General features: G+C 64.9%; 23 protein-coding genes. 15 read left to right on the top strand and 8 right to left on the bottom strand.

The window, feature by feature from the left end; translation table 11 throughout:
* Positions 1-89 precede the first annotated feature (89 nt).
* On the top strand, positions 90-779 hold the full coding sequence (locus tag KIV56_RS01545; protein WP_281534904.1) for a PadR family transcriptional regulator: 690 nt from the start codon (positions 90-92) through the stop codon (positions 777-779).
* Here KIV56_RS01545 and KIV56_RS01540 read toward each other — a convergent pair.
* Positions 737-1,609 carry a LysR family transcriptional regulator ArgP gene (locus tag KIV56_RS01540; protein WP_281534903.1) on the bottom strand — a complete coding sequence of 291 codons (873 nt, stop codon included), beginning with the start codon at positions 1,607-1,609 and terminating at the stop codon, positions 737-739. The genes KIV56_RS01545 and KIV56_RS01540 overlap by 43 nt on opposite strands.
* Before the next feature lie 72 nt (positions 1,610-1,681).
* Between KIV56_RS01540 and KIV56_RS01535 the strand changes: the two genes are divergently transcribed.
* From KIV56_RS01535 to KIV56_RS01525, 3 genes are all read left to right on the top strand, one after another.
* On the top strand, positions 1,682-2,293 hold the full coding sequence (locus KIV56_RS01535; protein ID WP_281534902.1) for a LysE/ArgO family amino acid transporter: 612 nt from the start codon (positions 1,682-1,684) through the stop codon (positions 2,291-2,293).
* A gap of 105 nt (positions 2,294-2,398) precedes the next feature.
* Entirely contained in the window at positions 2,399-2,644 is a 246-nt protein-coding gene (locus tag KIV56_RS01530; RefSeq protein ID WP_281534901.1) for a hypothetical protein, read from the top strand.
* Positions 2,645-2,706: 62 nt separating this feature from the next.
* Positions 2,707-3,960: a hypothetical protein gene (locus KIV56_RS01525; RefSeq protein WP_281534900.1), complete on the top strand. Its 1,254-nt coding sequence runs from the start codon at positions 2,707-2,709 to the stop codon at positions 3,958-3,960.
* Between the two features lie 102 nt (positions 3,961-4,062).
* Here KIV56_RS01525 and KIV56_RS01520 read toward each other — a convergent pair whose 3' ends face one another.
* The 3 genes from KIV56_RS01520 to KIV56_RS01510 form a co-directional block, all read right to left on the bottom strand.
* The gene (locus tag KIV56_RS01520) at positions 4,063-4,467 is read right to left on the bottom strand and encodes a hypothetical protein (RefSeq protein WP_281534899.1); all 405 of its coding nucleotides are present in this window, start codon (positions 4,465-4,467) and stop codon (positions 4,063-4,065) included.
* Positions 4,468-4,536: 69 nt separating this feature from the next.
* A complete protein-coding gene (locus tag KIV56_RS01515; protein ID WP_281534898.1) occupies positions 4,537-5,172 on the bottom strand; it encodes a DNA-3-methyladenine glycosylase family protein in 636 nt (211 codons plus the stop codon).
* A gap of 14 nt (positions 5,173-5,186) precedes the next feature.
* Entirely contained in the window at positions 5,187-6,092 is a 906-nt protein-coding gene (locus tag KIV56_RS01510; protein WP_281534897.1) for a pyridoxamine 5'-phosphate oxidase family protein, read from the bottom strand.
* A gap of 137 nt (positions 6,093-6,229) precedes the next feature.
* Here KIV56_RS01510 and KIV56_RS01505 point away from each other — a divergent pair, with 137 nt between their 5' ends.
* The 3 genes from KIV56_RS01505 (at position 6,230) to KIV56_RS01495 (ending at position 8,365) form a co-directional block, all read left to right on the top strand.
* Positions 6,230-6,856 (top strand): CGNR zinc finger domain-containing protein, encoded by a 627-nt coding sequence (locus tag KIV56_RS01505; protein ID WP_281534896.1) that lies wholly within the window; start codon positions 6,230-6,232, stop codon positions 6,854-6,856.
* A gap of 66 nt (positions 6,857-6,922) precedes the next feature.
* Entirely contained in the window at positions 6,923-7,492 is a 570-nt protein-coding gene (locus tag KIV56_RS01500; protein WP_281536249.1) for an NADPH-dependent FMN reductase, read from the top strand.
* 84 nt (positions 7,493-7,576) lie between these two features.
* Complete coding sequence (locus KIV56_RS01495) at positions 7,577-8,365, top strand: isocitrate lyase/PEP mutase family protein (protein WP_281534895.1); 789 nt, start codon at positions 7,577-7,579, stop codon at positions 8,363-8,365.
* Positions 8,366-8,373: 8 nt separating this feature from the next.
* On the opposite strand, the gene KIV56_RS01490 is transcribed toward KIV56_RS01495, so the two are convergent.
* Together KIV56_RS01490 and KIV56_RS01485 are read right to left on the bottom strand one after the other, a co-directional pair.
* Complete coding sequence (locus KIV56_RS01490) at positions 8,374-8,736, bottom strand: DUF2200 domain-containing protein (RefSeq protein ID WP_281534894.1); 363 nt, start codon at positions 8,734-8,736, stop codon at positions 8,374-8,376.
* A gap of 31 nt (positions 8,737-8,767) precedes the next feature.
* Positions 8,768-9,796: a DUF5684 domain-containing protein gene (locus KIV56_RS01485; RefSeq protein WP_281534893.1), complete on the bottom strand. Its 1,029-nt coding sequence runs from the start codon at positions 9,794-9,796 to the stop codon at positions 8,768-8,770.
* A gap of 53 nt (positions 9,797-9,849) precedes the next feature.
* On the opposite strand from KIV56_RS01485, the gene KIV56_RS01480 reads away from it, so the two are divergent.
* The 3 genes from KIV56_RS01480 (at position 9,850) to KIV56_RS01470 (ending at position 12,183) form a co-directional block, all read left to right on the top strand.
* Positions 9,850-10,317, top strand: coding sequence for a GNAT family N-acetyltransferase (locus KIV56_RS01480; protein WP_348648449.1), 468 nt, complete (start codon positions 9,850-9,852; stop codon positions 10,315-10,317).
* A gap of 70 nt (positions 10,318-10,387) precedes the next feature.
* Positions 10,388-10,684, top strand: a complete 297-nt coding sequence (locus tag KIV56_RS01475; protein WP_281534892.1) for a putative quinol monooxygenase — start codon at positions 10,388-10,390, stop codon at positions 10,682-10,684.
* A 560-nt stretch (positions 10,685-11,244) separates the two neighbouring features.
* Positions 11,245-12,183 (top strand): hypothetical protein, encoded by a 939-nt coding sequence (locus tag KIV56_RS01470; RefSeq protein WP_281534891.1) that lies wholly within the window; start codon positions 11,245-11,247, stop codon positions 12,181-12,183.
* Positions 12,184-12,411: 228 nt separating this feature from the next.
* Here KIV56_RS01470 and KIV56_RS01465 read toward each other — a convergent pair whose 3' ends face one another.
* Positions 12,412-13,314 carry a permease gene (locus tag KIV56_RS01465; RefSeq protein WP_281534890.1) on the bottom strand — a complete coding sequence of 301 codons (903 nt, stop codon included), beginning with the start codon at positions 13,312-13,314 and terminating at the stop codon, positions 12,412-12,414.
* 31 nt (positions 13,315-13,345) lie between these two features.
* Here KIV56_RS01465 and KIV56_RS01460 point away from each other — a divergent pair, with 31 nt between their 5' ends.
* From KIV56_RS01460 to KIV56_RS01440, 5 genes are all read left to right on the top strand, one after another.
* Positions 13,346-14,737, top strand: a complete 1,392-nt coding sequence (locus KIV56_RS01460; RefSeq protein ID WP_281534889.1) for a glucose-6-phosphate dehydrogenase — start codon at positions 13,346-13,348, stop codon at positions 14,735-14,737.
* A 150-nt stretch (positions 14,738-14,887) separates the two neighbouring features.
* Complete coding sequence (locus KIV56_RS01455; RefSeq protein ID WP_134447109.1) at positions 14,888-15,202, top strand: hypothetical protein; 315 nt, start codon at positions 14,888-14,890, stop codon at positions 15,200-15,202.
* A gap of 95 nt (positions 15,203-15,297) precedes the next feature.
* Complete coding sequence (locus tag KIV56_RS01450) at positions 15,298-16,386, top strand: sodium:calcium antiporter (protein WP_281534888.1); 1,089 nt, start codon at positions 15,298-15,300, stop codon at positions 16,384-16,386.
* A 614-nt stretch (positions 16,387-17,000) separates the two neighbouring features.
* On the top strand, positions 17,001-17,678 hold the full coding sequence (locus KIV56_RS01445) for a response regulator transcription factor (RefSeq protein WP_281534887.1): 678 nt from the start codon (positions 17,001-17,003) through the stop codon (positions 17,676-17,678).
* Positions 17,653-18,759 carry a sensor histidine kinase gene (locus KIV56_RS01440; protein WP_281534886.1) on the top strand — a complete coding sequence of 369 codons (1,107 nt, stop codon included), beginning with the start codon at positions 17,653-17,655 and terminating at the stop codon, positions 18,757-18,759. The genes KIV56_RS01445 and KIV56_RS01440 overlap by 26 nt, the downstream gene beginning before the upstream one ends.
* Positions 18,760-18,792: 33 nt before the next feature.
* Here the strand turns inward: KIV56_RS01440 and KIV56_RS01435 are convergent, their stop codons facing one another.
* Positions 18,793-20,520 carry a CopD family protein gene (locus tag KIV56_RS01435; protein ID WP_281534885.1) on the bottom strand — a complete coding sequence of 576 codons (1,728 nt, stop codon included), beginning with the start codon at positions 20,518-20,520 and terminating at the stop codon, positions 18,793-18,795.
* Between the last annotated feature and the right edge of the window lie 15 nt (positions 20,521-20,535).

Below are 20,535 nucleotides of genomic sequence, written 5' to 3'. Positions count from 1 at the left end.
TCAGTGCTCACGATTATTCACCGATATATCTTTAATCCATCGCCGAGCCAAGTCCTCGGAGACCACCCACTTCACGATTGGACACCACCATGCACAACGATTTTCGCGAACCCCATGCCCACGACTCCGGCGACCGGCACGAGCGCCGCGGCTTTGGCCGGGGCACCGGGCCGGGCTTCGGCCCCGGTTTCGGCCCCGGTTTCGGCCCCGGCTTCGGCGGTTTCGGACCGCGCGGCTTCATGCCGCCGGGAGCCCAGCGCAAGCTCAAGGGTGACGTCCGCCTCGCCATCCTCTCGCTGCTCTCAGAGGCCGCCTTCAACGGCTACGGCCTGATCAAGGAGATCACCGAACGGTCGGGCGGCACCTGGCGCCCAAGTCCCGGTTCGGTATATCCGACACTGCAGCAGCTCGTCGACGAGGGACTGATCGCCCCGACCGGTGACGGCACCGGCACGGAATTCCAGCTCAGTGAGTCTGGCCGCGCCTACGTCGCCGACAACGCGGACGCACTCGCCCACGTCTGGGACAGCTCGACCGCACGCGTCGAGGCCGAAGCCAGCCTGCACGAGAGCGTCGCAAAACTCATGGGCGTCATTCATCAGGCTCCGCTTCGCCGCGACTCCCGAGCAGCGGGCCAAGGCCGTCACCCAGATCGACGAGCTCCGACGCTCCCTCTACGGGATCCTCGCCGACTGAAGACAGGTTCACTGACGACGAAATCCCCGGACGACAGCGTTCAATCGAGGCGCTCGGCCGCCGCGCCGCGGATTGCCTCATAAATCGCCGCGAGAACGGGCGTGTGCAGCGTCCACTGTTGCCAGTAGAGCACCACGTCGATGTGCGAGCCCGGCGCGAGATCGACGAGCACCCCGTCGGCCTCGCCGGTGAGGATCTGCTGGTTCGGCATCATCCCCCAGCCCAGCCCGAGGCGGACTGCCTCGGCGAAGTCCGCAGAGCCCGGGATCGAATGCCGGGGCGGTGAGAGCGGTCGACGACTCCGCCTCCGGAGGAACCGATCCTGCAGGTCGTCTTTCGCGTCGAAGACGACCATCGGTGCTCGGGCGAGCGCATCCGCCGTGGGGCCGGCGGCGAACCACCGGGCGGCGAAGCCCGGGTTCGCCATCGGCCGGTACCGCATGCTGCCGAGCCGGGTGACGGAGCATCCGTGCACCGGACGCGCATCGGTCGTGATCGCGGCCATCACCGTCCCCGCGCGCAGTAGCTCGGCCGAGTGATCCTCGTCCTCACGGCGCACGTCGAAGGTGATCGAGTCTGGGAGGCCGGCGAGGGCCGGAAGCACCCAGGTCGCAAGCGAGTCGCTGTTGACGGCGAGCGGCACGCCCGCCCGCGCCTCAGACTCGGACCCGGAGATAACGTCCTGGACGAGCGCCTCAATCTGCCGGGCGAGCCGCAGGTAGGGCAGTCCGGCATCCGTGATCTCTGTGGGTTTCGTTCGCCGCACGAGCACCCGGCCCGCCGACGTCTCGAGGGCCTTGATGCGCTGGCTTACCGCGGACGGCGTGATGTGCAAGGCCGCTGCGGCAAGGTCGAAGGAGCCACGATCCATCGTCGCCGCGAGGGCCCTGAGCTGCGCGTTGTCAATCGTCATGATTAGCCAGACTAATGCCAGCTAAGAAAGTTTCGTTGTACTCACCTGCGAACGTCGCTGTACGGTCGGAGGATGATCCTCACCACCCTCGCCGGTCTCGGCTTCGGCCTGTCCCTCATCGTTGCGATCGGCGCCCAAAACGCGTACGTGCTGCGGCAGGGACTGCGCCGGGAACACGTGCTCGCCGTGGTCATCGTCTGCGCGGCCTCCGACGCGATCCTGATCCTGGTCGGTGTCGCCGGGTTCGGGGCGTTGATCCGAACGGTGCCGTGGCTGCTCGTCGTGGTGAGGGTCGTCGGCGCTGCATTCCTGCTCGGCTATGCGGTCCTCGCGGCGCGTCGGGCCGTCCTCCCTCGACCGCTCGACACCTCGGTCGTCGGCACTGCCGCGAGCCTCACCCAGGTCCTCGCGACGACCGCGGCGCTCACCTGGCTCAACCCGCACGTCTACCTCGACACCGTGGTCTTCCTTGGCTCCGTCGCCGCAGCCCACGGCGACGAACGCTGGTACTTCGGCCTCGGGGCGGCACTCGGCAGTGTCGTCTGGTTCACAGCGCTCGGTTTCGGCGCCCGGCTGCTGCGCCCGGTCTTCAGCCGGCCGGTCTCCTGGCGGATTCTCGACATCGGGATCGCTGGGATCATGACCGTGATCGCCGTGAGCCTGCTGCTCGGGATCGGAACCTGAGTCCGCGATCGGAGTGTCCGTGCCTGCACCGGGTTCACATCGGACCCCAAGGCAACCGATAGGAACCGAACCTACGTTCGGTTCATGTCGAGGAAAGGACCCACCATGATCGCCGCCGCACTTCAGTCCCGTTCGCCCAGCGACGTGCAGGTGCGCGCCCTCTCGAGACGGGAGTGGCGGGTCAGCGACTCCCGGATCGCCAAGGACAACGCACTGAGCGTGATCGGCTTCATCGCCAGGAACCGCGACGGCTACGAGGTGATCGAATTCGGCACCCCGGTCGCCCGGACGGTCCGGCCGGATCTCGCGAGTGCGATCTCCTGCTTCGTGAGCGAGGCGCCGCCGGCGTAGGAAGGCACTCCGCGGTCGGCGACTCGGCCACAGCATCCCCGAAAGCGCGACAGGATAGGGAGATGACTCCTTCGCGCGCGGACACGGTACCGCTGGTGGAGGACGAACGCACAGGCGATGGCCGGTCCGACGTGGAATCCGGGGCGCTGATCGCGGCCGCGGTGGGCGCACTGGCGGGTCTCCTTGGTGCGGTGATCGTGTTCGGTGGCCGTGCCGTCGGCCTGGCCGGTGGAAATTCCGTCGGCGGAGTGTCGGCCCAGATTGCCGGTCTGATCGGACTGCCGATCTTCGCTTGGTCGTATGTCCGTTTCACCCGCCACTCGGCACGGTGGCGACGTCGTGCCCGTATCCGGCGCATCTTCGACACCATCGGGCTGTCACTGACCGGTGCGGCCATGGCCGGCCTCCTGATCAGCTCGGTATACGCGGTGTTCCAGCTCGCCTTCCGCGAGCTGCTGCTCGACCCGTTCGCTGCAGCCCTGTTCGTCACGCTGACGGTCGGTGCGAGCGCCTTTGCGTTGTTCCTCCTCGCCGCGGAGATCACGACAACCCGCCTCGCCTCCTTGCTCGGCCTGTTCCTCGCCGCCGGGGTGTTCTCGAGCATGCTCACGGCGGCCGACCCGCGCTGGTGGCAGGCGAACTTCAGCGCGCTCGGGATGGGCAGCGCAACCTCCGCCTATGCGTTCAACCTGACGATCCTCCTCGCGGGACTCGTGATGACGACGCTCGCGGACTACCTGACCCTCGACCTGCGCTCACGGCGCAGCGCCGCCGGCAGCGATCTTCGCGGCGTCCCGCTCGTGCGGATCATCATCATCGTCGTCGGCGTTGCGCTCATCGGTGTCGGCCTCGTGCCCGTCGACGTCAGCTTTCCCGTGCACAACACGTTCGCGACCTCTGCCGTCGTCGGTTTCGTGGCGCTCATCGTGCTGGTCCCGCTCGTCCTGAAGGACCTTCCCCGGAGCTTCGTCGTCACGACGACGGTGTTCGTGCTCGCGATCGGCGGAGCGGTGCTGCTCTGGTACCCGATCGGGTATTACAACCTCACCGCCCTCGAACTCGTCGCGGTGCTGATCGTCTTCGCGTGGTTCGTGCTGTTCGTGCGCAACGCGTCGGTCGTCGAGCCGGCAGCGGATGCCGCGGTTCCGCTGGCGCAGGCGACTTCCGTGACCGCTGTGGGGGCGGGGGCGTCGGAGGCTGCGTCACAGCATCCGCTGCCGGACGAGGGAAGAGGGGGCCGCGCCGCAGGCTGGCTCGCCCTCGGCGGACTCCTCGGCGTCGTCGGGTTCGCCATCGGTCGGCTGGGCCGCCGCTGAGGCAGTGCCTCCCTCGATGTGGAGAGCGGCGCCGCACGTATGGTGGCACCCCGGCCGTCCAGTGATCGGAATCCGCGGATCGGTTGTCAGCGCCCTCTCGCTTCAATGGTGGCTCAGGTGGTCGTTGTCCTTCCAGATGCCGTCGCCAGGCATCTCGAGGCGGTCGGTCAGCGGCACTCGCCAGAGAGGCGTTTCGGTGGGTTCGCCCCAGTAGTCCGTGACGCGCACAGCTTCCCCGTTCTCGAGTTCTCCGATGGTCACGTTGCGGTAGAGGCGTCCGTCGCCGTAGTTGCAGGTCCACTCGATCACCAGGACGTCCCCGAGACGAAGGCGTCTGCCGACTTCCAGTGTCAGTTCCGCGAAGTTGCCTTCGACGCTGCCGATGAGTGTGCTGGTGCGCACGATTTCGCCCATTTGCGGCCATTGCCGCACGACATTCTCGGCCAGGGGTACGCCGAGAATGTAGGCCAGGCGGGTCTCGCCATTGGACTCCAGATTCGCATTCATTCAGTTCACATTCCTTCCGCGGTTCAGTTCAGTCGGCGCCTTTCACCGCGCCACATTCCGGTTGTGCGATTAAACCTCGTCCGGGGCGGTGAGGGAACGCCAGAGCATCGCTGCCGCGTAGGTGCGGAGCGGCCGCCAGTGGCGGCCCGTCTCGTGTGCCGCCGCCACACTTGGGATCTCTGCGCTCCCGTTGAGACGCTTCAGGGCTTTTCGCAGTCCCACGTCCCCGGCAGGGAAGATGTCCGCGCGATGCAGTTGGTGGATCAGGAACATTTCTGCCGACCAGACTCCAATGCCTGTGACCGCGACCAGCGCCTGAATCGCGTCGTCGTCCGAAAGTCCACCCATGTTCTCGATGTCCAGGACACCCGAATCGACATGCTCGGCGAGATTGATCAGATAGGCCGCCTTCGAGCGAGAGGTGCCGAGCGCCTTGATCGAGTCCTGGCCGAGGGCGAGCACACTTTTCGCCGTCGGGGTATCGCCGGTCGCATCCGTCAGGCGGTCATAGAGAAGGAAGGCCACCGTGGTGGAGATCTGCTGTCCGAGGATGTGCAGGCTCATGCCGGCGAAGTTGCTGCCGGACGTGCGCCCGCCGTCGTGGAACTCGAACGGGTCCGGTGTGCCGCACTGGTCGATGAGGCGACCGAGGTCAGGGTCCATCTGCGCAAGGGTGGCGTAGGCCTGCCGCTGGGATTCGGTCATCGGAACTGTCCCTGTCAATCGGTCAGCGCGAGGTTGCGCGGATACGGGTTGTGAGTGATTTCCCGGGCCGGAAGAACCTGGCCGGCCACAAGGCGTTGCAGGGTGAAGCGAGCAATGCGGCCCGTGTGTCCGTCATCTCCGGGGCGGCCGGGTTCGCCCCACTCGATCCGGGTCGTGCCGGATAGCTGCAGCGACTGGCCGGTTGTGAAATCAATGAACAACAGGGCAGCTTCGGGGTTGACGGCGATGTTGCCGAAACTATTGAAGAGGTTGTTGCCCTGATAGTCGGGCCACCACAACCCGTGCTCGGCTGAGCGGACGAATCCGGCCGGACCGCCGCGATGGGAAGCATCGGAACCCCTCTCGGGGTTCAGTGTGCCGAGGAAGAACGTGTCGGCGGCACGGATCAGCTCACGGTCGTCCGTCGAGAGGGTGCTGCCGTGTCTGACGTGATCGCCACCCGCCCCCTCGATTTCATTCGGCACGAGAACACGTTGCTGGATGTATTGCGGGCAATTGCCGTAGGCCTGTTCGACCTCTACGACAAGGAGATCGCCGCCGCTCACGGTGAGGGTGCCGTTGATACGCACCCGGCGCCGGGTGGCGAATTCAACCGTGACCATCCCGATCTTCTGACCGGTCCGCAGCCCGCGGAGTGGGTCGCCCGCGGGGATCTCTGCATGAACCGCCACGGAGGTGTCGGACAGCACCTCCAAAAAACCGGGACGGCCGGTCAACGGAGACGTCCAGAGGCGCCCGGAACGATCCCTCCCGGAGATGACGAGGAACGTTCGATCGCTGAGAAACCCGGCCATCCCGGCAGTCAGCGCGACAGGCCCGAGCATCCCCGACAGGCGGGCCGCATCCCGCGTGACCCCGGCCCTGCGCTGCACGGCCAGCTCGCCGGGGTGGAAGCCCACGTCAGCGAGCCGGAGTGTTCCGATCATCGTCATCATCTCCTCGGGTTCTAATGCATTAACTTACGTTCATCCGTGACAATATCTATCACGATTCTTCTAACGTATGCAAGTCGATTCTTCCGTGATAGTTTGTGCAAATGGGAAACAGAAACTCGGACCGCAGCTGGGCGCTCGCCGACGAGCCGATGCCGATCCGCCTGATGGCGACCATCTGGGCCGACTCAGAAGGCCTGCACGACGACTTCGCGACACCCACAGGCGTAAATGCCTGGCTGGATGCCGTCGGCATCGATCGGGCAGACGCGGCAACGACTCGGGGCGAGTTCCTGACGGCACGGAATCTACGGGACGCGGTGCGCAGACTGGCAGCCCACGTTACGGGCGACGATCGCCGCGCTGCCGAATCGCCCGCGTCGAGCGTGGCGAGCGTGGCGGACGCGGTGCTCACCGTCAATGCCGCCGCCAGCCAGCGGCCGATCCTTCACCTGCGACTGAGCGGAGCGGCTCTCGAGCTCTCCCCCGAATCCGCGGTGTCTCCGAGGATTGCCGGACTGGCCGACGTCGCCTACGAAGCCCAGCACCTGCTGGGCGAAAACGGTGCAGCGCTGCGCGCGTGCCATGCGCCCGGATGCGTGCTCTATTTCGTGAAGACACACCCCAGGCGGGAATGGTGCTCGGTCGCCTGCGGCAACCGTGCTCGCGCTGCGCGGCACTACCAGACCGTACGCTCCGCACGTGCGGCACACGAACTCACGGCCCGCTGATGTGCGTGGGCCGAAGACGGTGATTCGACGAGACGGTGCTTCCGACTTCTTTCCTCCGCCCGTGGCCTGAATGGGAAATATGAAGATGAGACTCCTCCCCTTGTTTCGGGCAGCACCCGGCAGTCTTCAACCAACAACGCGGCGCTGACCACGGTGCGCGACCTGGCGCCGACCGGCTCGGTCGCACTGGTATACGAAGGCTTGTCTGCCTTGCCCGCCTTCAATCCGGACGATGACCACGACCCCGTTCCAGGAGCGGTCGCGGAGTTGAGACAACAGATCAGCGACGCCGACGTGGTGGTGTTCAGCACGCCGGAATATGCCGGGACACTCCCGGGCAGCCTCAAGAACCTTCTGGACTGGACTGTCGGTAGCAGCGTTTTGGCCAGGAAGCCGGTCGCGTGGATCAACGTGGCCTCCCCGGGCCGCGGCCACGGGGCGCTCGCCACACTGAGATCGGTACTGGGCTATGTCGACGCCGAGGTACTCGATGGAGCGTGCATCGACCTCCCGATCGGACGGGATCTGGTTGCGGCCGGGGCCGTCGGCACGCAGCCCGAACGTGAAGCACTGGCCAGCTGGTGGGTGACGATGCAGGAGCATTGGCCCGCGAACAAACTCGACGAGACGCGTTAGCGTTCGGACCGGCTTGCGCGCTCGACAGCCGCTAGTACGCTGACGAGAGTTCATCGATTCAGCTGGCACGGGACAGGAACAACGATGTCGACTTTTCGGCAACTCCACTACCTTGACTCACCACTCGTGCTGCCGAATGCCTGGGACGTCGGCTCGGCTCTGGCATTCGTGGACGCCGGATTTCCGGCCATCGGCACGACGAGCTTCGGCATCGCGGCCAGCGCCGGGTATCCGGATGGCGTCCGGTCGAGCAAAGCGGCAACTATCGCCCTCGCGGCGCGGCTGGTTCGCATGTCCGTCCACATCACAGCGGACGTCGAAGACGGCTACTCCGACGACCCGGCCGAGGTAGCGGAGTCTGTCGCCGAACTGGGTGCCTTGGGTGTGGCCGGCGTAAATCTTGAAGACAGCCGGGACGGACATCTCGTGGATGCATCGACGGCTGCCGCCAAAATCAGCGCCGTCAAACGGCTCAGCCCCGACATCTTCGTCAATGCGCGGGTGGACAACCTGTGGTTCGCCGAGGATGCAACGGTCGAGGCCGTCCTGCTTCGTGCGCGCGCATACGCCGACGCCGGGGCCGACGGAATCTTCGTGCCCGGCCTCGTGAACCCTGAGGACATCCGGAGGATCACCACGGATGTCGCGCTTCCGGTCAACGTGCTCGCGCATCCATCCCTCACTGCGGCCGAGCTCGGCGGCGAACTGGGCGTGAGGCGTGTGAGCTCGGGATCACTGCCGTACCGAGCAGCCATCGACAAGGCCGTCGAGTCTGTCACGGCCCTGCGTGACAACCGTCAGACACCGAACGCGACGTCCTACTGGGACGTGCAGGCTCGCCTTGTGACCTTCAGCCAGCGCAGCGCGAACTGATCGGAAGCTCAGGCCGCGCTGGTCACGGCAGGTGCACGAAGCACCTTGCCCATGGGCCGTCCCTTCGCCAGCTCGTCGACGAGCTTGTCGAGGTAGCGAATCTTCTGCATGAGCGGGTCCTCGATGGTCTCCACGCGGATGCCGCAGACGACACCGGTGATCAGCGAGGCGCTGGGATTCATCGGCGCCTCGGCGAAGAACTGCTCGAAGGTGGTTTCCCCCTCGGAGTGACGGCGTAGCGTCGTGTCGTCGAATCCGGTCAGCCACATGATCACCTGATCGAGTTCGGTCTGCGTCCTGCCTTTGCGCTCCACCTTCGCTACGTAGAGCGGATACACCGCTGAGAACTTGGTTCCGAAGATCCTGGACACGGTGCCAGCGTAGGCGAGGGGTGTCTCGGGGTCAATCGTCTCCGAAACCAGAGGCACGTGAAGGAGTCGAGCCATAGCCTTCGAGGGGAGGCTGGTACCCGTGTAACGCGAGCAACTCCGGCGCATACTGCTCGTCACGGCCACCAAGGATGAACGCCCAAACGAACGGGAGGAATATGCCGAGCACCAGCATCCCGGAGTCTTTTCTGAACGCGATCCCGATGCGGTACATGCCGATGTAGATGAACACAGAGGAGACGACACTGCCGCCAGGGACAAAGCCCAGCCACATCCAATTGCCGCTCTGACCACCGAGCCGCAGCAGCGTCCACGTCTGCACGAAGGGAACCCAAGCCTTCCAGGCGGGTATCCCCGTTTTGCGGAAAAGACTCGCAAGCGACGCCGCAAAGAGGAGGTAGCTCACGAGGAACGACACGAAAACGATTCCCGCGGTCGCCGCGAGGATCAGACCGAGTGCCGGCGCAAGGGTGCCCCGATCGAAGGCACTGAGAGGCCCCTCATTTGCGAGTGTGGCGAGTGGAGCCGAGAGCGCGCGATTGTTCGCGTCGATCGCGAAACAGGCGACAAACCGATTCCCGGCGGCCCACTCCTCTTCGGTCGGACTGAACCAGACGTACGTCAGCGAACTGGGGACGCCGGAATCAAATGCACCACCGCAACGCGCGTCGCCGACCGAATTGAGCTGAGATGTCGACGGGTAATCGCCGGCAGGGAAGGTGAATGTGTTGTAGACCTCGCTGCCGTGCGGGTTATCGCAGTCCAGGATGTCGACGGTGTCGTAAACGATTGTCGTCGAGGAGACGTCCGTGCATTGTCCTGGCGTGAGCTGTATAAACGGTTCAGCCTGAACGAACAGAGAACCATTCAGATCGGGCGCACTGGGCGCCCCGCTCGTCACTGCCGATGACGATGACAATGACGATGACGATGACGATGAGCATCCCGAAAGGGCCACAACGGCGAGCACACCGATGATTCCGCCGAAGACTGCTCGTCGTGCCACAAGTGCGGGCCGCAGTGGACCGGTGCGTGTCGTCATTGTGCTGATCCTAGGGGCCCGCAGAACGATGATCCGGGCAACGCATATGCGGCGTGTCGCCGCCTGGCGACATCGGGCACGCCGTGCAGTCGCAGTGGGATGCTGATTCTGTGGAGTTGAACACAAGTGCCGATGGACCGGTCGTTGTCATTCGACCATATGGTCACGGAGATGCCGCAGACACGTTGGCCATCTTTCTTGCCGCAGTGACCGAAACCGCTGCCGCACACTACTCGCCGGAGCAGATTCGAGCGTGGGCTCGGCCAGAAGCACGTGAGCTATCCACGTGGCATACGGCGAGGCAGGTACGGAACAGTTACGTGGCAACCGTGGATGGTGTGCCGGCGGGTTTCTCCGACGTGGACACTGAGGGATATATCGACATGATGTTCGTTGCCCCTCGCTACCTAGGACGCGGGGTGGCATGGCAACTGATCGCCCATGTGGAGGCCCGCGCGCGCCAACAGCAGCTGACGGAGCCTGACTGCCGATGTCAGCATTACAGCCCGCCCCTTCTTTGAGCGCTCCGGATTCACCGTCGAGGCAGAACAAAATCGAGTGACGGCTGGCGTGCAGCTGACCAATTACAAGATGAAGAAGAGGCTCGTCAGCGGCGAGGTGTCCCTCAGCGGGCAGCTGGTTTGTCTCACCCAGGACCAAGCGGGAACTGTCCGGGACCATCTACAACTCCACCTTGACCTCACCCGCGCCGAACCGGGATGCCTTTCGTTCAACGTCACCCGGACGAGCAATCCCCTGGTGTGGCAGGTCGAGGAGCGCTTCGAGCACGCATCCGCCTGGGAAGCCCATCAGGAACGTGTCACCGGCAGTGAGTGGGGTCACGCCACCGCGGGAATCGAACGCCGCTACTCCGTGATCGGACTCTAGCCGCTCGCCAGTCCCGACAGGTATCCATCCGTGACACCCCCGGTGGGCAACCTTCTGCCAACGCAATTCACGCTCCGTGCACGTCACTCACGGTTCCCTTCAGACACTTTCGAGGCGCGCTTGGCTAACGGGCGTACTTGCCGCGAATCTTTCGCGTGGGTCATTCGTCTCACGGGCACATGGGTCCACCCTGCCTGGACTCGATCGCATGGTCAGCTATCGTCGCCCGACGCCGCGATGCCCGTTGAGGGATCCCCAACTCACGTCGGGCGCTCAGTCAGGGTTCGGCTCGTGCGGCGGGCGTCCGATTGCGGTACCGGCTTCCGTTCGGGGTTCCACTACAGCGGTAGAGCCGCACCCCGGTCTGCACTGGATCCAATTAGGGTGACCATATGACTTTGGAGCCCGTTGCCCTGCTCGCCGGCCCTCACGGTCGACGCCTGTGCCTCGAGTTCGTTCTAAAGAGAACCTGGGACAGTGAATCCTCGGACGCTCATGAGCTTCGTCAAGCCATTTTCTTCGCCGCCTATGATCTCGACCCTGGCCGAGGAACTTCGCGTGTGCTGTTCGGCCCAGGTCCCGAACAGCTTCCACAACCCACTCCTTCACCGGAAGACGTAGCGCGCCTCCTCGACACGGTGCCGCTCGCGGAGCCGAGCGAAGGCGCCATGCTGCTCTCGCTGACCGCCGCCGTGGACGGGGCTCGCTACTGGCAGGAGCCCGACGGCGAAGACTTACTCGCCGTCGCACCCGCGCTCCACGCCGCGCTCGCCCGCATCGCGACAAGCATTTTGGCCTCTCCACACGCGAGGTGGTGGGCAACTCCATTGGACTCCGAGCAGTGGGCCATCACCTTCGTCGAAGCGGACGCCCCACACCCAGCGGCCAAGAATGGCGTCCGTCACACTCTTGAGCAGTGGAGGGCAGCACAACTCGAGGAGGAGACCACCGCTAAGCGCGAGCGACCAACCGACCCCCGCGCCCCGTGGAGTGGAACCTGGTGGTCAACACCTCCTGCCGCTCTGACACGGACAACTCGGTCGTTGGACGGCTGGGGCCCTGTGGGCCTCCGGCTCATCGAAGATGGCTTTGGTTGGGAGTCGGCGACAGCCGAACAAATCGTCGTTCCCCGTGACGCGCAGGTCTACGAGATTGATGGCCCCACAGCATGGGCGAATTTGTGTCGACGCTACCCGTTGGAAGTCACGGCGTCCCGTCGTCACGACTGGTACCGCGCCACGGGCCGCATCGGCCGTTGGGCTATTCCGGACTGGACGCAGGTGCAGCACGACATTGACGCGGTCCACCTCTCGGCCGGCGGCTACCTGACGACGTCTGGGCGGGCCATTGCGGTCCAAGACGATCTGGCGACCGTGCTCGCAGGCTGGAACCCCGACCAGACCTACTGGTTCAGAGACGTCATCCGACGCGCTTCAACCCATAAAGCATGGATCTACGACCAGAAGGCCGAGAACTGGGAACTGTCGACTGCTCGATAAGGGTTCTTTTCTGGGACAGACCAAGGTCGACGGTGCAGATGACGACGGAGCGGCGGGTGGCCGAGTCCGTTATGCGCCGTATCAGCGTTGCCGGTCAGGGAACCTAGGACCGGGGTCTGCCTCGCGCTGATCGGCCTGGTGCGCCGGGAGTTCGGCTCGACGAAGGACGTCTGGTCCTAGACCGAATACAGAGTGCGTACCAGGAGGCCGCTCATCCGGCCTCTCCCCCTAAGCCGATGCGGCCTCATCCGTGGCGGGCGTCCCGTCCTGGACCTCGGGTGATCCGCCCATCATCGCCAGCATCGACCGGCTCCCGGAGCGGAAGAACACGATCAGCAGGGCGCCGGCGAGAACGATGGCGGCAATGTCCAGCCACGTCGTGTAGTTCCAGCTGATCCCGGCTTCGACGATGGTCAGGTTCCGATCGGCCGGCACAAGTGAGAGCGGAGTGAAGAGCAGCTCGACCGCGTAACCAGCCAGCACCATGGCACCGTAAAAAATGGCGGTGATCCGTGCTGCCGGCTTCCATCCGTAGTACTTCTTGTAGATCAGGATGATCGGAATGATGATCAGGTCGGCGAAGATGAAGCTCACGACGCCGCCGAAGCTGATGCCGCCGTTCCACAGCACCGCCGCGAGCGGAACGTTCCCGACGGAACAGACGAAGCTGATCATGGCCAGCAGGGGGCCGATCAGCGGGCCGAGAAGGAACGACAGCGTTGGGTCGTTTTGGAAGAAGATCGCGTGCAGCCATTCCTTGGGCACCCAGGCCGCGAACGCACCCGCGATCAGCAACCCGATGACGATGTCTCGGAGCACCGCGGCCCATTCCATCACGAAGTACCGCGAAACACTCGTCATCCCGGCCGAAGAAAATAGGCGCTGCAGGAATCCCCTGTCGCTCTGCACCGACATGTCCATTGCGGCATGCTCCCGCCGGGATGTCGACAGAACCTCGCCCGCCGGTGCAAGCAGCCATCGCCCATGATCCACGGTGCCCAGGAGCGCGCCGAAGATGGACGGAGGGTCGAACCGAGGGAAGCAAAGCCAGTCAATGCTGCCATCCCGTCCAACCAGTCCGGCCGTGTGGCAGTGGCCGATCAGAGCGTAGTCCTCGATGTGCAGAGCCAATTCTGCCGTCTTGCAGAGATAGTCTGTGCCCATGGTTGACCACATCGGGACTCTCGTCATACTCGGAGCGGGTGGGGATCTCACAAAAAGGTTGCTGCTCCCGGGCCTGGGCCAGCTGCTCAGTAGCTCCCGAGGCTATGACCTTCGACTGATCGGTGTCGGGTTCGACCCGATGACCGATGCCGAGTGGCGCGCCCGCATTGTCGAGTCATTCGCCCAGGGAGGACCCGAGAGCCCCCGGTCGACGAAGGTGGCACACAATTCGGTCTACCTCCAGGCAGACGTGACGAAACCAGATGACCTCACCCGCATCCTCGCTGCCACGACAGGCACACCTGCGCTCTATTTCGCGTTGCCTCCACACGTGACGATTCTCTCGATAGCCGCGCTGGAAAAGGTCGGATTGCCGAAGGGCGCCGTCCTCGGAATGGAGAAGCCATTCGGGACCGACCTGCGAAGTGCCCAGGCGCTCAACCGGCAACTCGCCAAGCTTCTGCCGGAGAAGCACATCCATCGAGTCGACCACTTTCTCGGCAAGTCGACCGTGCTCAACCTGCTCGGTCTCCGTTTCACCAACCGCATGTTCGAGCAGGTCTGGAGCGCCGAACACATTGAGCGAGTGGATATCGTCTTCGACGAGGCCCTCGGCCTCGAAGGTCGCGCCGGATATTACGACAAGGCAGGAGCACTTGTCGATATGATCCAGAGCCACCTGCTTCTCGTGATGGCGCTCACGGCCATGGAGCCCCCGTCGAGTCTCGACGCCGACGACCTGCGCGGATCGATGGCCCAGGTACTGCGCGCCACCCACGCCTGGAAAGGCGACCCCGTTGCCGCTGGCCGTCGCGCTCGCTACACCGGAGGCACGATCGAGGGGCGGAAGCTCCCGGCCTACGTGAAAGAGGCCGGCGTGAATCCGGAACTCGATACCGAGACGCTCGCGGAGGTGACCGTCGGAATAGAGAATTGGCGCTGGGCAGGTGTTCCGTTCCGATTGCGCTCAGGAAAGGCTATCGCCGACAAGTGTCAAAAGATCGTCGTGACTTTCAAGGACGTACCGCACCGACCATACGGCTTCACCGGCAACCCCGGGCCCGCGCGACTCACCATCTCGCTGACCCCGGACAGCATCGAACTCGAACTGAACATCAACGGCGAAGTCGATCCCTTCACCCTCGACCGGGTCAGCCTGAATGTGCAACTCGCGAAGGGAGAACTCGGACCCTATGGCGAAGTACTCCACGGCATCCTCTCCGACGACCCCACCCTGTCGGTGCGGGCAGACGCGGTAGAAGAGTGCTGGCGAATCGTCGCGCCGATCCTTTCCGCCTGGCGGAAGGGCGCGGCGCCGATCGCCAGCTACCGAGCCGGCTCGGGAGGCCCCGCCGCCTGGCATCAGCATGTCGGAAGACGGCGGACCTGACAGACCAACGCCCATCCAGTTCACACCGAAGGGGCCTACGAAGAAAAAATAGCGTGGATGCGGAAGTCTCACGTTGTGACGCCTGCACAAACGGATCAGGGCCTACGCTGCGATTAGTCGGGCCGTTTCCGACAAAGAAAGGAAGAGAACATGCCGACAGACCAGTATCACGAGCCGCCTCAGGAGTTGTCTGCGGAGGTCCGCACGTTCGCCAGGATGTGCGCAAGCCTCTCAGAAGAAGCCGAAGCAATCGGCTGGTATGAACAACGCATAGCCGTTGAGCAGGATTCCGCCGCCCGCGCCATCATGGAAGATTCGCTCGGCGAAGAGTACAAACATTTCAGTATGGAACTGGAGTTTCTGCTTCGCGCGAAGCCGAAATGGCGGGAAATCGCTCAGGGCATCCTCTTCACGGACGGCGATATCGTCTCGCACGGCGAGAAGGCGGAGGCGGAAGCCGATTGAGCGCGCCGCGCGCGTTCGCCACAATCTAGCGGACAATGGCTCTTCACGCCTGACAGGGTGCTCAATTCGTTTCGAGAACAGACGGGAGCGGATAGGTGTCCTTGCTACCCCTGTGGCTGTTGATCACGATCTTCGCTGCCGCCGGCACGGTCGTCTGGTTCGCCGGCATCCAACTGTCGAAGACCACCGACATCATCGACTCTCGATTGCACCTCGGCAGCGCGCTCGGCGGCCTCATCGTGTTGGCCGTCGCGACGAACCTGCCGGAGATTGCGATCACGGTCAGCGCCGCGATCAGCGGCAACGTCGATGTCGCCGTAGGGAACATCCTCGGTGGTATCGCCCTGCAAACAGTCGTCCTGGTCGCGTTGGACGCATTCGGCAAACGAGGCAAGGACGTCAAGCCCCTCACCTATCGAGCGGCCTCGCTCACGCTGGTGCTCGAAGCGATGGTCGTCATCGCGGTCCTCGCCGTCGTCGTGGCGGGAAGTCAGCTCCCGTCGACCCTCGTGTTCCTGCGGTTGGCTCCGGCCGGGGTGCTCATCGCCGCGCTCTGGGTCACCGGGCTTCTTCTGGTGCGCCGGGCTGGGGCGGGCCTTCCGTGGCACGAGAACGGCAACGCTCCCGCGAGCAGCCGGCATCAGAGCGGGCATCGTAATCGCACATCCAGTTCGAATCCAGACGCCAGTGGAAGCGGCGGCGGCACAAAAATGAGCATTGGGACGGCCGTAGCGATGTTCGCGGTCTCGGCAGTGGCGACCCTCGTCGCCGGCGTCGTTCTGGAGGTGTCCGGCGATGCCGCGGCGAACCAGCTGGGAGTCTCTGGAATCATCTTCGGTGCCACGATCTTGGCCTTGGCGACCTCGCTGCCCGAGCTCTCCACCGGTCTGCAGTCCATCAAACAGGGCGACGACAACCTCGCCATGAGTGACATCTTTGGAGGAAATGCCTTCCTTCCAGTGCTCTTCCTGATCGCCACTGTCATCTCCGGCAAAGCCGTGCTGCCCTCCGCGAGCGCCACCGACATCTACCTGACCGCGCTGGGCATCCTGCTCACCTTTGTATACGCCATCGGGCTCATTTTTCGGCCGATGCGCAAGATCGCGAGCATGGGCGTCGACTCCGTGGCCGTGCTCTGCCTGTACCTCGTCGGTATAGCGGGGCTCTTCACCATCGTGTCCTGACCGCGCGGCGGGCGTACCCGGTCCCCAATCGGCCCCGACGTCGTCACCACTCACAGGCATCCGTCCGACCCGGCAAGTCCGAGCGCCAGTGCGGGACACAGGTCCGGTTAACACGGTTATGGCGGATCGCGCGGCGACTGCAAGGGCAGGGTCCCGGGGTCTCGGATATCCAATCCAGTCGCGTGACGGGAAGATCCCCGGTCGTTGATATCTGCGGCTGCACGACTACTGCAGGGCGTTCGATCGCTGCCTTGGCGTAAGGGAGAGGTTTGCCGATCAGGATCCTATCGATGCGCAAGGCAGCCAGGCGTCCAGCGATTATTATTTGGCGTTCCAGCATCCTGAGGTGGTTCCTGGAGCGTCCCGACCTCGAGGCAGGAAATGCGGCGTGGCACTCTTGCAGCACCGCGCCGCCACTCGGCAATTCCCCCGATTCTTGCCCCTTTTTGGGGACATCCCTTGTCCTCCTTTCAGAGGACATCAGCGCTACGTTACCCATGCGCCGTTGAACGCTCGACTGTGGGCGCAGATAAGAACTGAAGTGGCGAGATCTCATGACCCCCTAGTGGCTAAGCTGCCGCCCGCGGCACAGGCGGGAAGGAACGGACACCGACGTGAATCGCATCGTGGTTGTCGAGGATGAGCCTCTGGTGGGCCGTCTTCTCGGTCGCGTCCTCGGTGGCGCAGGATACACGGTCACTGTGGTGGGCACGGCGGTCGACGCCCTGACGGCGATCCGCACGGTCGACCCAAACCTGATTATCTTGGACCTCGTACTGCCTGACGGACGCGGCGAGGACGTCCTCGCCGAACTGATGCGATTCCGTCCGTCGAGTCGGGTCCTGGTCCTGTCCTCAATGACTCAGGTGGCTACCAGGGTCGGTGTCCTGAATGGCGGTGCGGTGGATTTTCTGGCCAAACCGTTTGCCAACGCCGAGCTGCTGGCCCGGGTCAATACGCGCATCCGAACGCCCACATCGTCGCAGGCATTGACCGCGACGGTCAGCCGCTACCTCCGCCGCGCCGGTGTCGAGATCGATCTGCAGGAACGGGATCTCGTGGTCGACGGGCGCCGAATCTCGCTGACGCAACGGGAATTCATGCTGCTCTTCCATCTCCTCCAGCGGGCGCCCGAGCCGTGCACCCGGGCCGAGCTGCTCGAGCGGGTCTGGGGGACGAAATTCGACACCGGCACGAACGTCGTCGATGTCTGTATTCGCCGGCTGCGGTGGAAGCTGTCAAACGAAATGATTGAAACGGTGCGCAATGTCGGATATCGGATCACGGCCTAAGGCAGTCCTCGTCGCCGCGTGGGCGGTGTTCGCGGGAGTGAACTGCTACCTCACCTTCGCGTTACCCGGCAAGGAGACCATCCCCTATCACCTTGTATGGGCCAGTTTTGCGCTCCTGTACGGACTGTGCCCGTGGCCCCGGCGTGCCACCCTGATCGTCTTCGCCATTATCACGACCGTTACCGGGGTCGCACTGGTCCGTCACGCACTGGCAGGGACCATCGGATGGGAAGAATGCAGCGAGATCGTCCTGATGAGCGGCATCATCTCGGTGCTGATCTGGCATGTGAACCGGCACTGGACCGCTCAGGCACGACTGAGGGCCCTGCAGCAGGCCGACCGTCACCGCAGCGAACAGAGGGAGAACGCCGCCCGGTTCGGTTCGCACGAGGTGCGCACCCGTCTCACCATCGCCAGTGGCTACGCGCAACTGATCGCCGACCAGTCGGTCGAGCCGACGGTGCGCGAGGACGCCGAGCTGGTGGTGGCCGAACTCGTCAAAGCGTCCGCATTGGCGACCAACCTGCTCACCCTGGTGCGAGTCGCGGAGCCGTCGGGCCCCGAGTCTGTCGACGTCGACCAGATGCTGGCCGAGGTCCTTCACCGATGGTCGGTGACTGCCGACCGAACCTGGAGCGCACAGTGCGCTGTCGGCCCCGTGCAGGGCGACAACGAGCGGCTTGAGGCAGTGCTGGATTGCCTGATCGAGAACGCGGTTCGATTCACCGGTCCAGGGGACTCCGTCGCGATGACGGCGGACGCCCGGGGCGACGAGCTGGTGCTGACCGTCCGGGACACCGGGGCGGGCATCCCCGCCGCCGATCTGGATACAGTCTTCGATATCTTCCAGACTGCGTCCACGGCAGGCGAGCGGGCCGGTAGCGGGCTGGGCCTGGCCATCGTCAAGGCCGCCACGGAAGCCCACGGCGGAACTGTCTCGGTGGTCAGCTCCCTCGGCATAGGCACCACCTTCACCCTCCGATTGCCGCTACTGCTGTCCCCGGCCGCCGCGCTCGGAGAAAGCGCCTTCGATTCGGCTGACAGCGATCCTCTCGGTGATTTGATAGACGTCCGCAGCTGAGGCCGTCACGGGCCTCGTCGGGACCGGATTGGCTCAGCCCACGACAACCACATCGGACACGGCCGCGGGCTGCTCCAACTCGTTGACCCGGACGGCGGCGGTGATCTTCCACTGACCTGCCACGGGCAGTACGACCACGGCCCGGTAGCTGCCAGGTATCTTCCCGGGCTCGACCTCGGCGGCCAGCGGTCCGAGGCTCAGGTTCGGTTCGGCGACACTGACCTGCGGCATGGTGAGCGGCACGAGGGGATCACCCCCGGCGTCGGTGAGGTTGAAGGTGATGACGTTGACCCCCGGAGCGCCCGGGCTGAACAGGCCCGTCAGGTGGCCCGTGCCGAGGTCCGCGAGCAACGGGGTCCCGACCGAGGCGGCCTGAGCCGGCTCAGCGGCAGTGTCGGTCGCCCGCGGGTTCTGCATCGTCAGGACTGAAGTCAAACCAACGACCAGTACCAACCCGACCGCCTCCAGGCGGATGGCCAGTGTCAGCCTTCGCCAGGCCTGCGACGTGATGTCCTCGCGCGCTAGGCGAGGGACGAGCACGAACCGATTCCACGCCGCGAGGGCGACGATCACCGCAACCATGCCTAGTTTGGCCAGCAATAGTCGACCATAAGCGCTGTCGACGAGGGCCGGCACCGAGCCAACGATCACCACCGCCATAATGGTCCCGGTTGCGCCCAGCAGGACGACGAGGCCACCGGCCAGGGTCGAGAACCTGCCCAGGATCACGGCGGCCGCGGCAGGGTTGTCCTCCCTCCGTCGGGCGCGGGTGAGGTGTAGGACCAGAGCCACGAGACCACCCAACCACACCGCTGCCGTCGCAGCGTGGACCAGGTCGGCGCCCATGACCAACCAGGCAGGTCCGAAGGTGCGGGTGTGGCCGACGGGCAGCACCGAGACCACTGCGACCCCACCCCCCACCGTCCCGACCCAGAAGCCCACCCGGCCAGGCCGCCGCACCCGGAGGAGCATTAGCGACGTCCCGGAGGCGGCGAGGAGCAGAGCCACCGCTGGCGGTCCCGACCAGCCCGTGCTGAGAATCGCCGGATCGAACAGCGCGCCGAGACCTGCCCCCCGCACCCGCACCTCGGTGAGGGGCACCAGTAGGACGTAGGCGCTCACCGCGACGGCTGCGGCCACCCGGCGCAGCCGCCGACCCACTGAAGTGGTACGGGCGACGAACAAGTCGAAGACCGTAAGACCCACGAGACTGAACAGACCCAGATAGCCCAAAGCGGTGAGGACCGCGTACAGGATGTCCACCGATCGTGCATCGGTCGGGGCGATGGTGGGGACCGATGCGCCGGCCCGGCCCACGGCGAACGCCAGCACCCCTGACTCAGGGTGCGAGTCATCGGAAACCACCCGCCAGCCGAGCACGTAGCTGCCCTCGGCGAGGCCGGACGGCAGGGTTGCCCGGACCGTCGCACCCACCGCCTCGACAGGCACTGTGCGATGGGCGTTGCTGCCGTCGTAGAGCTGGAAGCCGTCGGGGACAAGGAAGACCGGCTCGTCGAAGGTCAGCTCCACAGAGCTGGGCGCAGCGGCCAGCACCGCGCCCGCAGTCGGCGTCGTGGACAGCAGCTCGGCGTGCGCCGAAGCGGGTGCCGCGGGTAGCGCCAGGGTCAGGGTCAACGCTGCGAGCAACAGCCCGAGGATCCGGCGGGCGAGGAGCCCTCGGGCTCGCGGTTCCCGGCCCCGGGTTTCGTGGGGAGTCCTTCTCGGCACAATCAACTCCTCGTCCTGCTTGAGGGTGCCCACGCTGGGCCGGTGACA

Source organism: Cryobacterium breve (assembly GCF_027594785.1).
GTDB lineage: Bacteria > Actinomycetota > Actinomycetes > Actinomycetales > Microbacteriaceae > Cryobacterium > Cryobacterium breve_A.
This window is presented reverse-complemented; position numbering and strand designations above follow the sequence as displayed.

What these genes read in the sequence shown, in the direction of transcription:
- KIV56_RS01460 (WP_281534889.1), top strand. Translation starts at nt 13,346, where the DNA reads ATGGTTGACCACATCGGGACTCTCGTCATACTCGGAGCGGGTGGGGAT.
- KIV56_RS01440 (WP_281534886.1), top strand. Translation starts at nt 17,653, where the DNA reads ATGTCGGATATCGGATCACGGCCTAAGGCAGTCCTCGTCGCCGCGTGG.
- KIV56_RS01485 (WP_281534893.1), bottom strand. Translation starts at nt 9,796, where the DNA reads ATGACGACACGCACCGGTCCACTGCGGCCCGCACTTGTGGCACGACGA.
- KIV56_RS01515 (WP_281534898.1), bottom strand. Translation starts at nt 5,172, where the DNA reads ATGACCGAATCCCAGCGGCAGGCCTACGCCACCCTTGCGCAGATGGAC.
- KIV56_RS01540 (WP_281534903.1), bottom strand. Translation starts at nt 1,609, where the DNA reads ATGACGATTGACAACGCGCAGCTCAGGGCCCTCGCGGCGACGATGGAT.
- KIV56_RS01455 (WP_134447109.1), top strand. Translation starts at nt 14,888, where the DNA reads ATGCCGACAGACCAGTATCACGAGCCGCCTCAGGAGTTGTCTGCGGAG.
- KIV56_RS01525 (WP_281534900.1), top strand. Translation starts at nt 2,707, where the DNA reads ATGACTCCTTCGCGCGCGGACACGGTACCGCTGGTGGAGGACGAACGC.
- KIV56_RS01545 (WP_281534904.1), top strand. Translation starts at nt 90, where the DNA reads ATGCACAACGATTTTCGCGAACCCCATGCCCACGACTCCGGCGACCGG.
- KIV56_RS01530 (WP_281534901.1), top strand. Translation starts at nt 2,399, where the DNA reads ATGATCGCCGCCGCACTTCAGTCCCGTTCGCCCAGCGACGTGCAGGTG.
- KIV56_RS01475 (WP_281534892.1), top strand. Translation starts at nt 10,388, where the DNA reads ATGAAGAAGAGGCTCGTCAGCGGCGAGGTGTCCCTCAGCGGGCAGCTG.
- KIV56_RS01495 (WP_281534895.1), top strand. Translation starts at nt 7,577, where the DNA reads ATGTCGACTTTTCGGCAACTCCACTACCTTGACTCACCACTCGTGCTG.
- KIV56_RS01520 (WP_281534899.1), bottom strand. Translation starts at nt 4,467, where the DNA reads ATGAATGCGAATCTGGAGTCCAATGGCGAGACCCGCCTGGCCTACATT.
- KIV56_RS01505 (WP_281534896.1), top strand. Translation starts at nt 6,230, where the DNA reads ATGGGAAACAGAAACTCGGACCGCAGCTGGGCGCTCGCCGACGAGCCG.
- KIV56_RS01535 (WP_281534902.1), top strand. Translation starts at nt 1,682, where the DNA reads ATGATCCTCACCACCCTCGCCGGTCTCGGCTTCGGCCTGTCCCTCATC.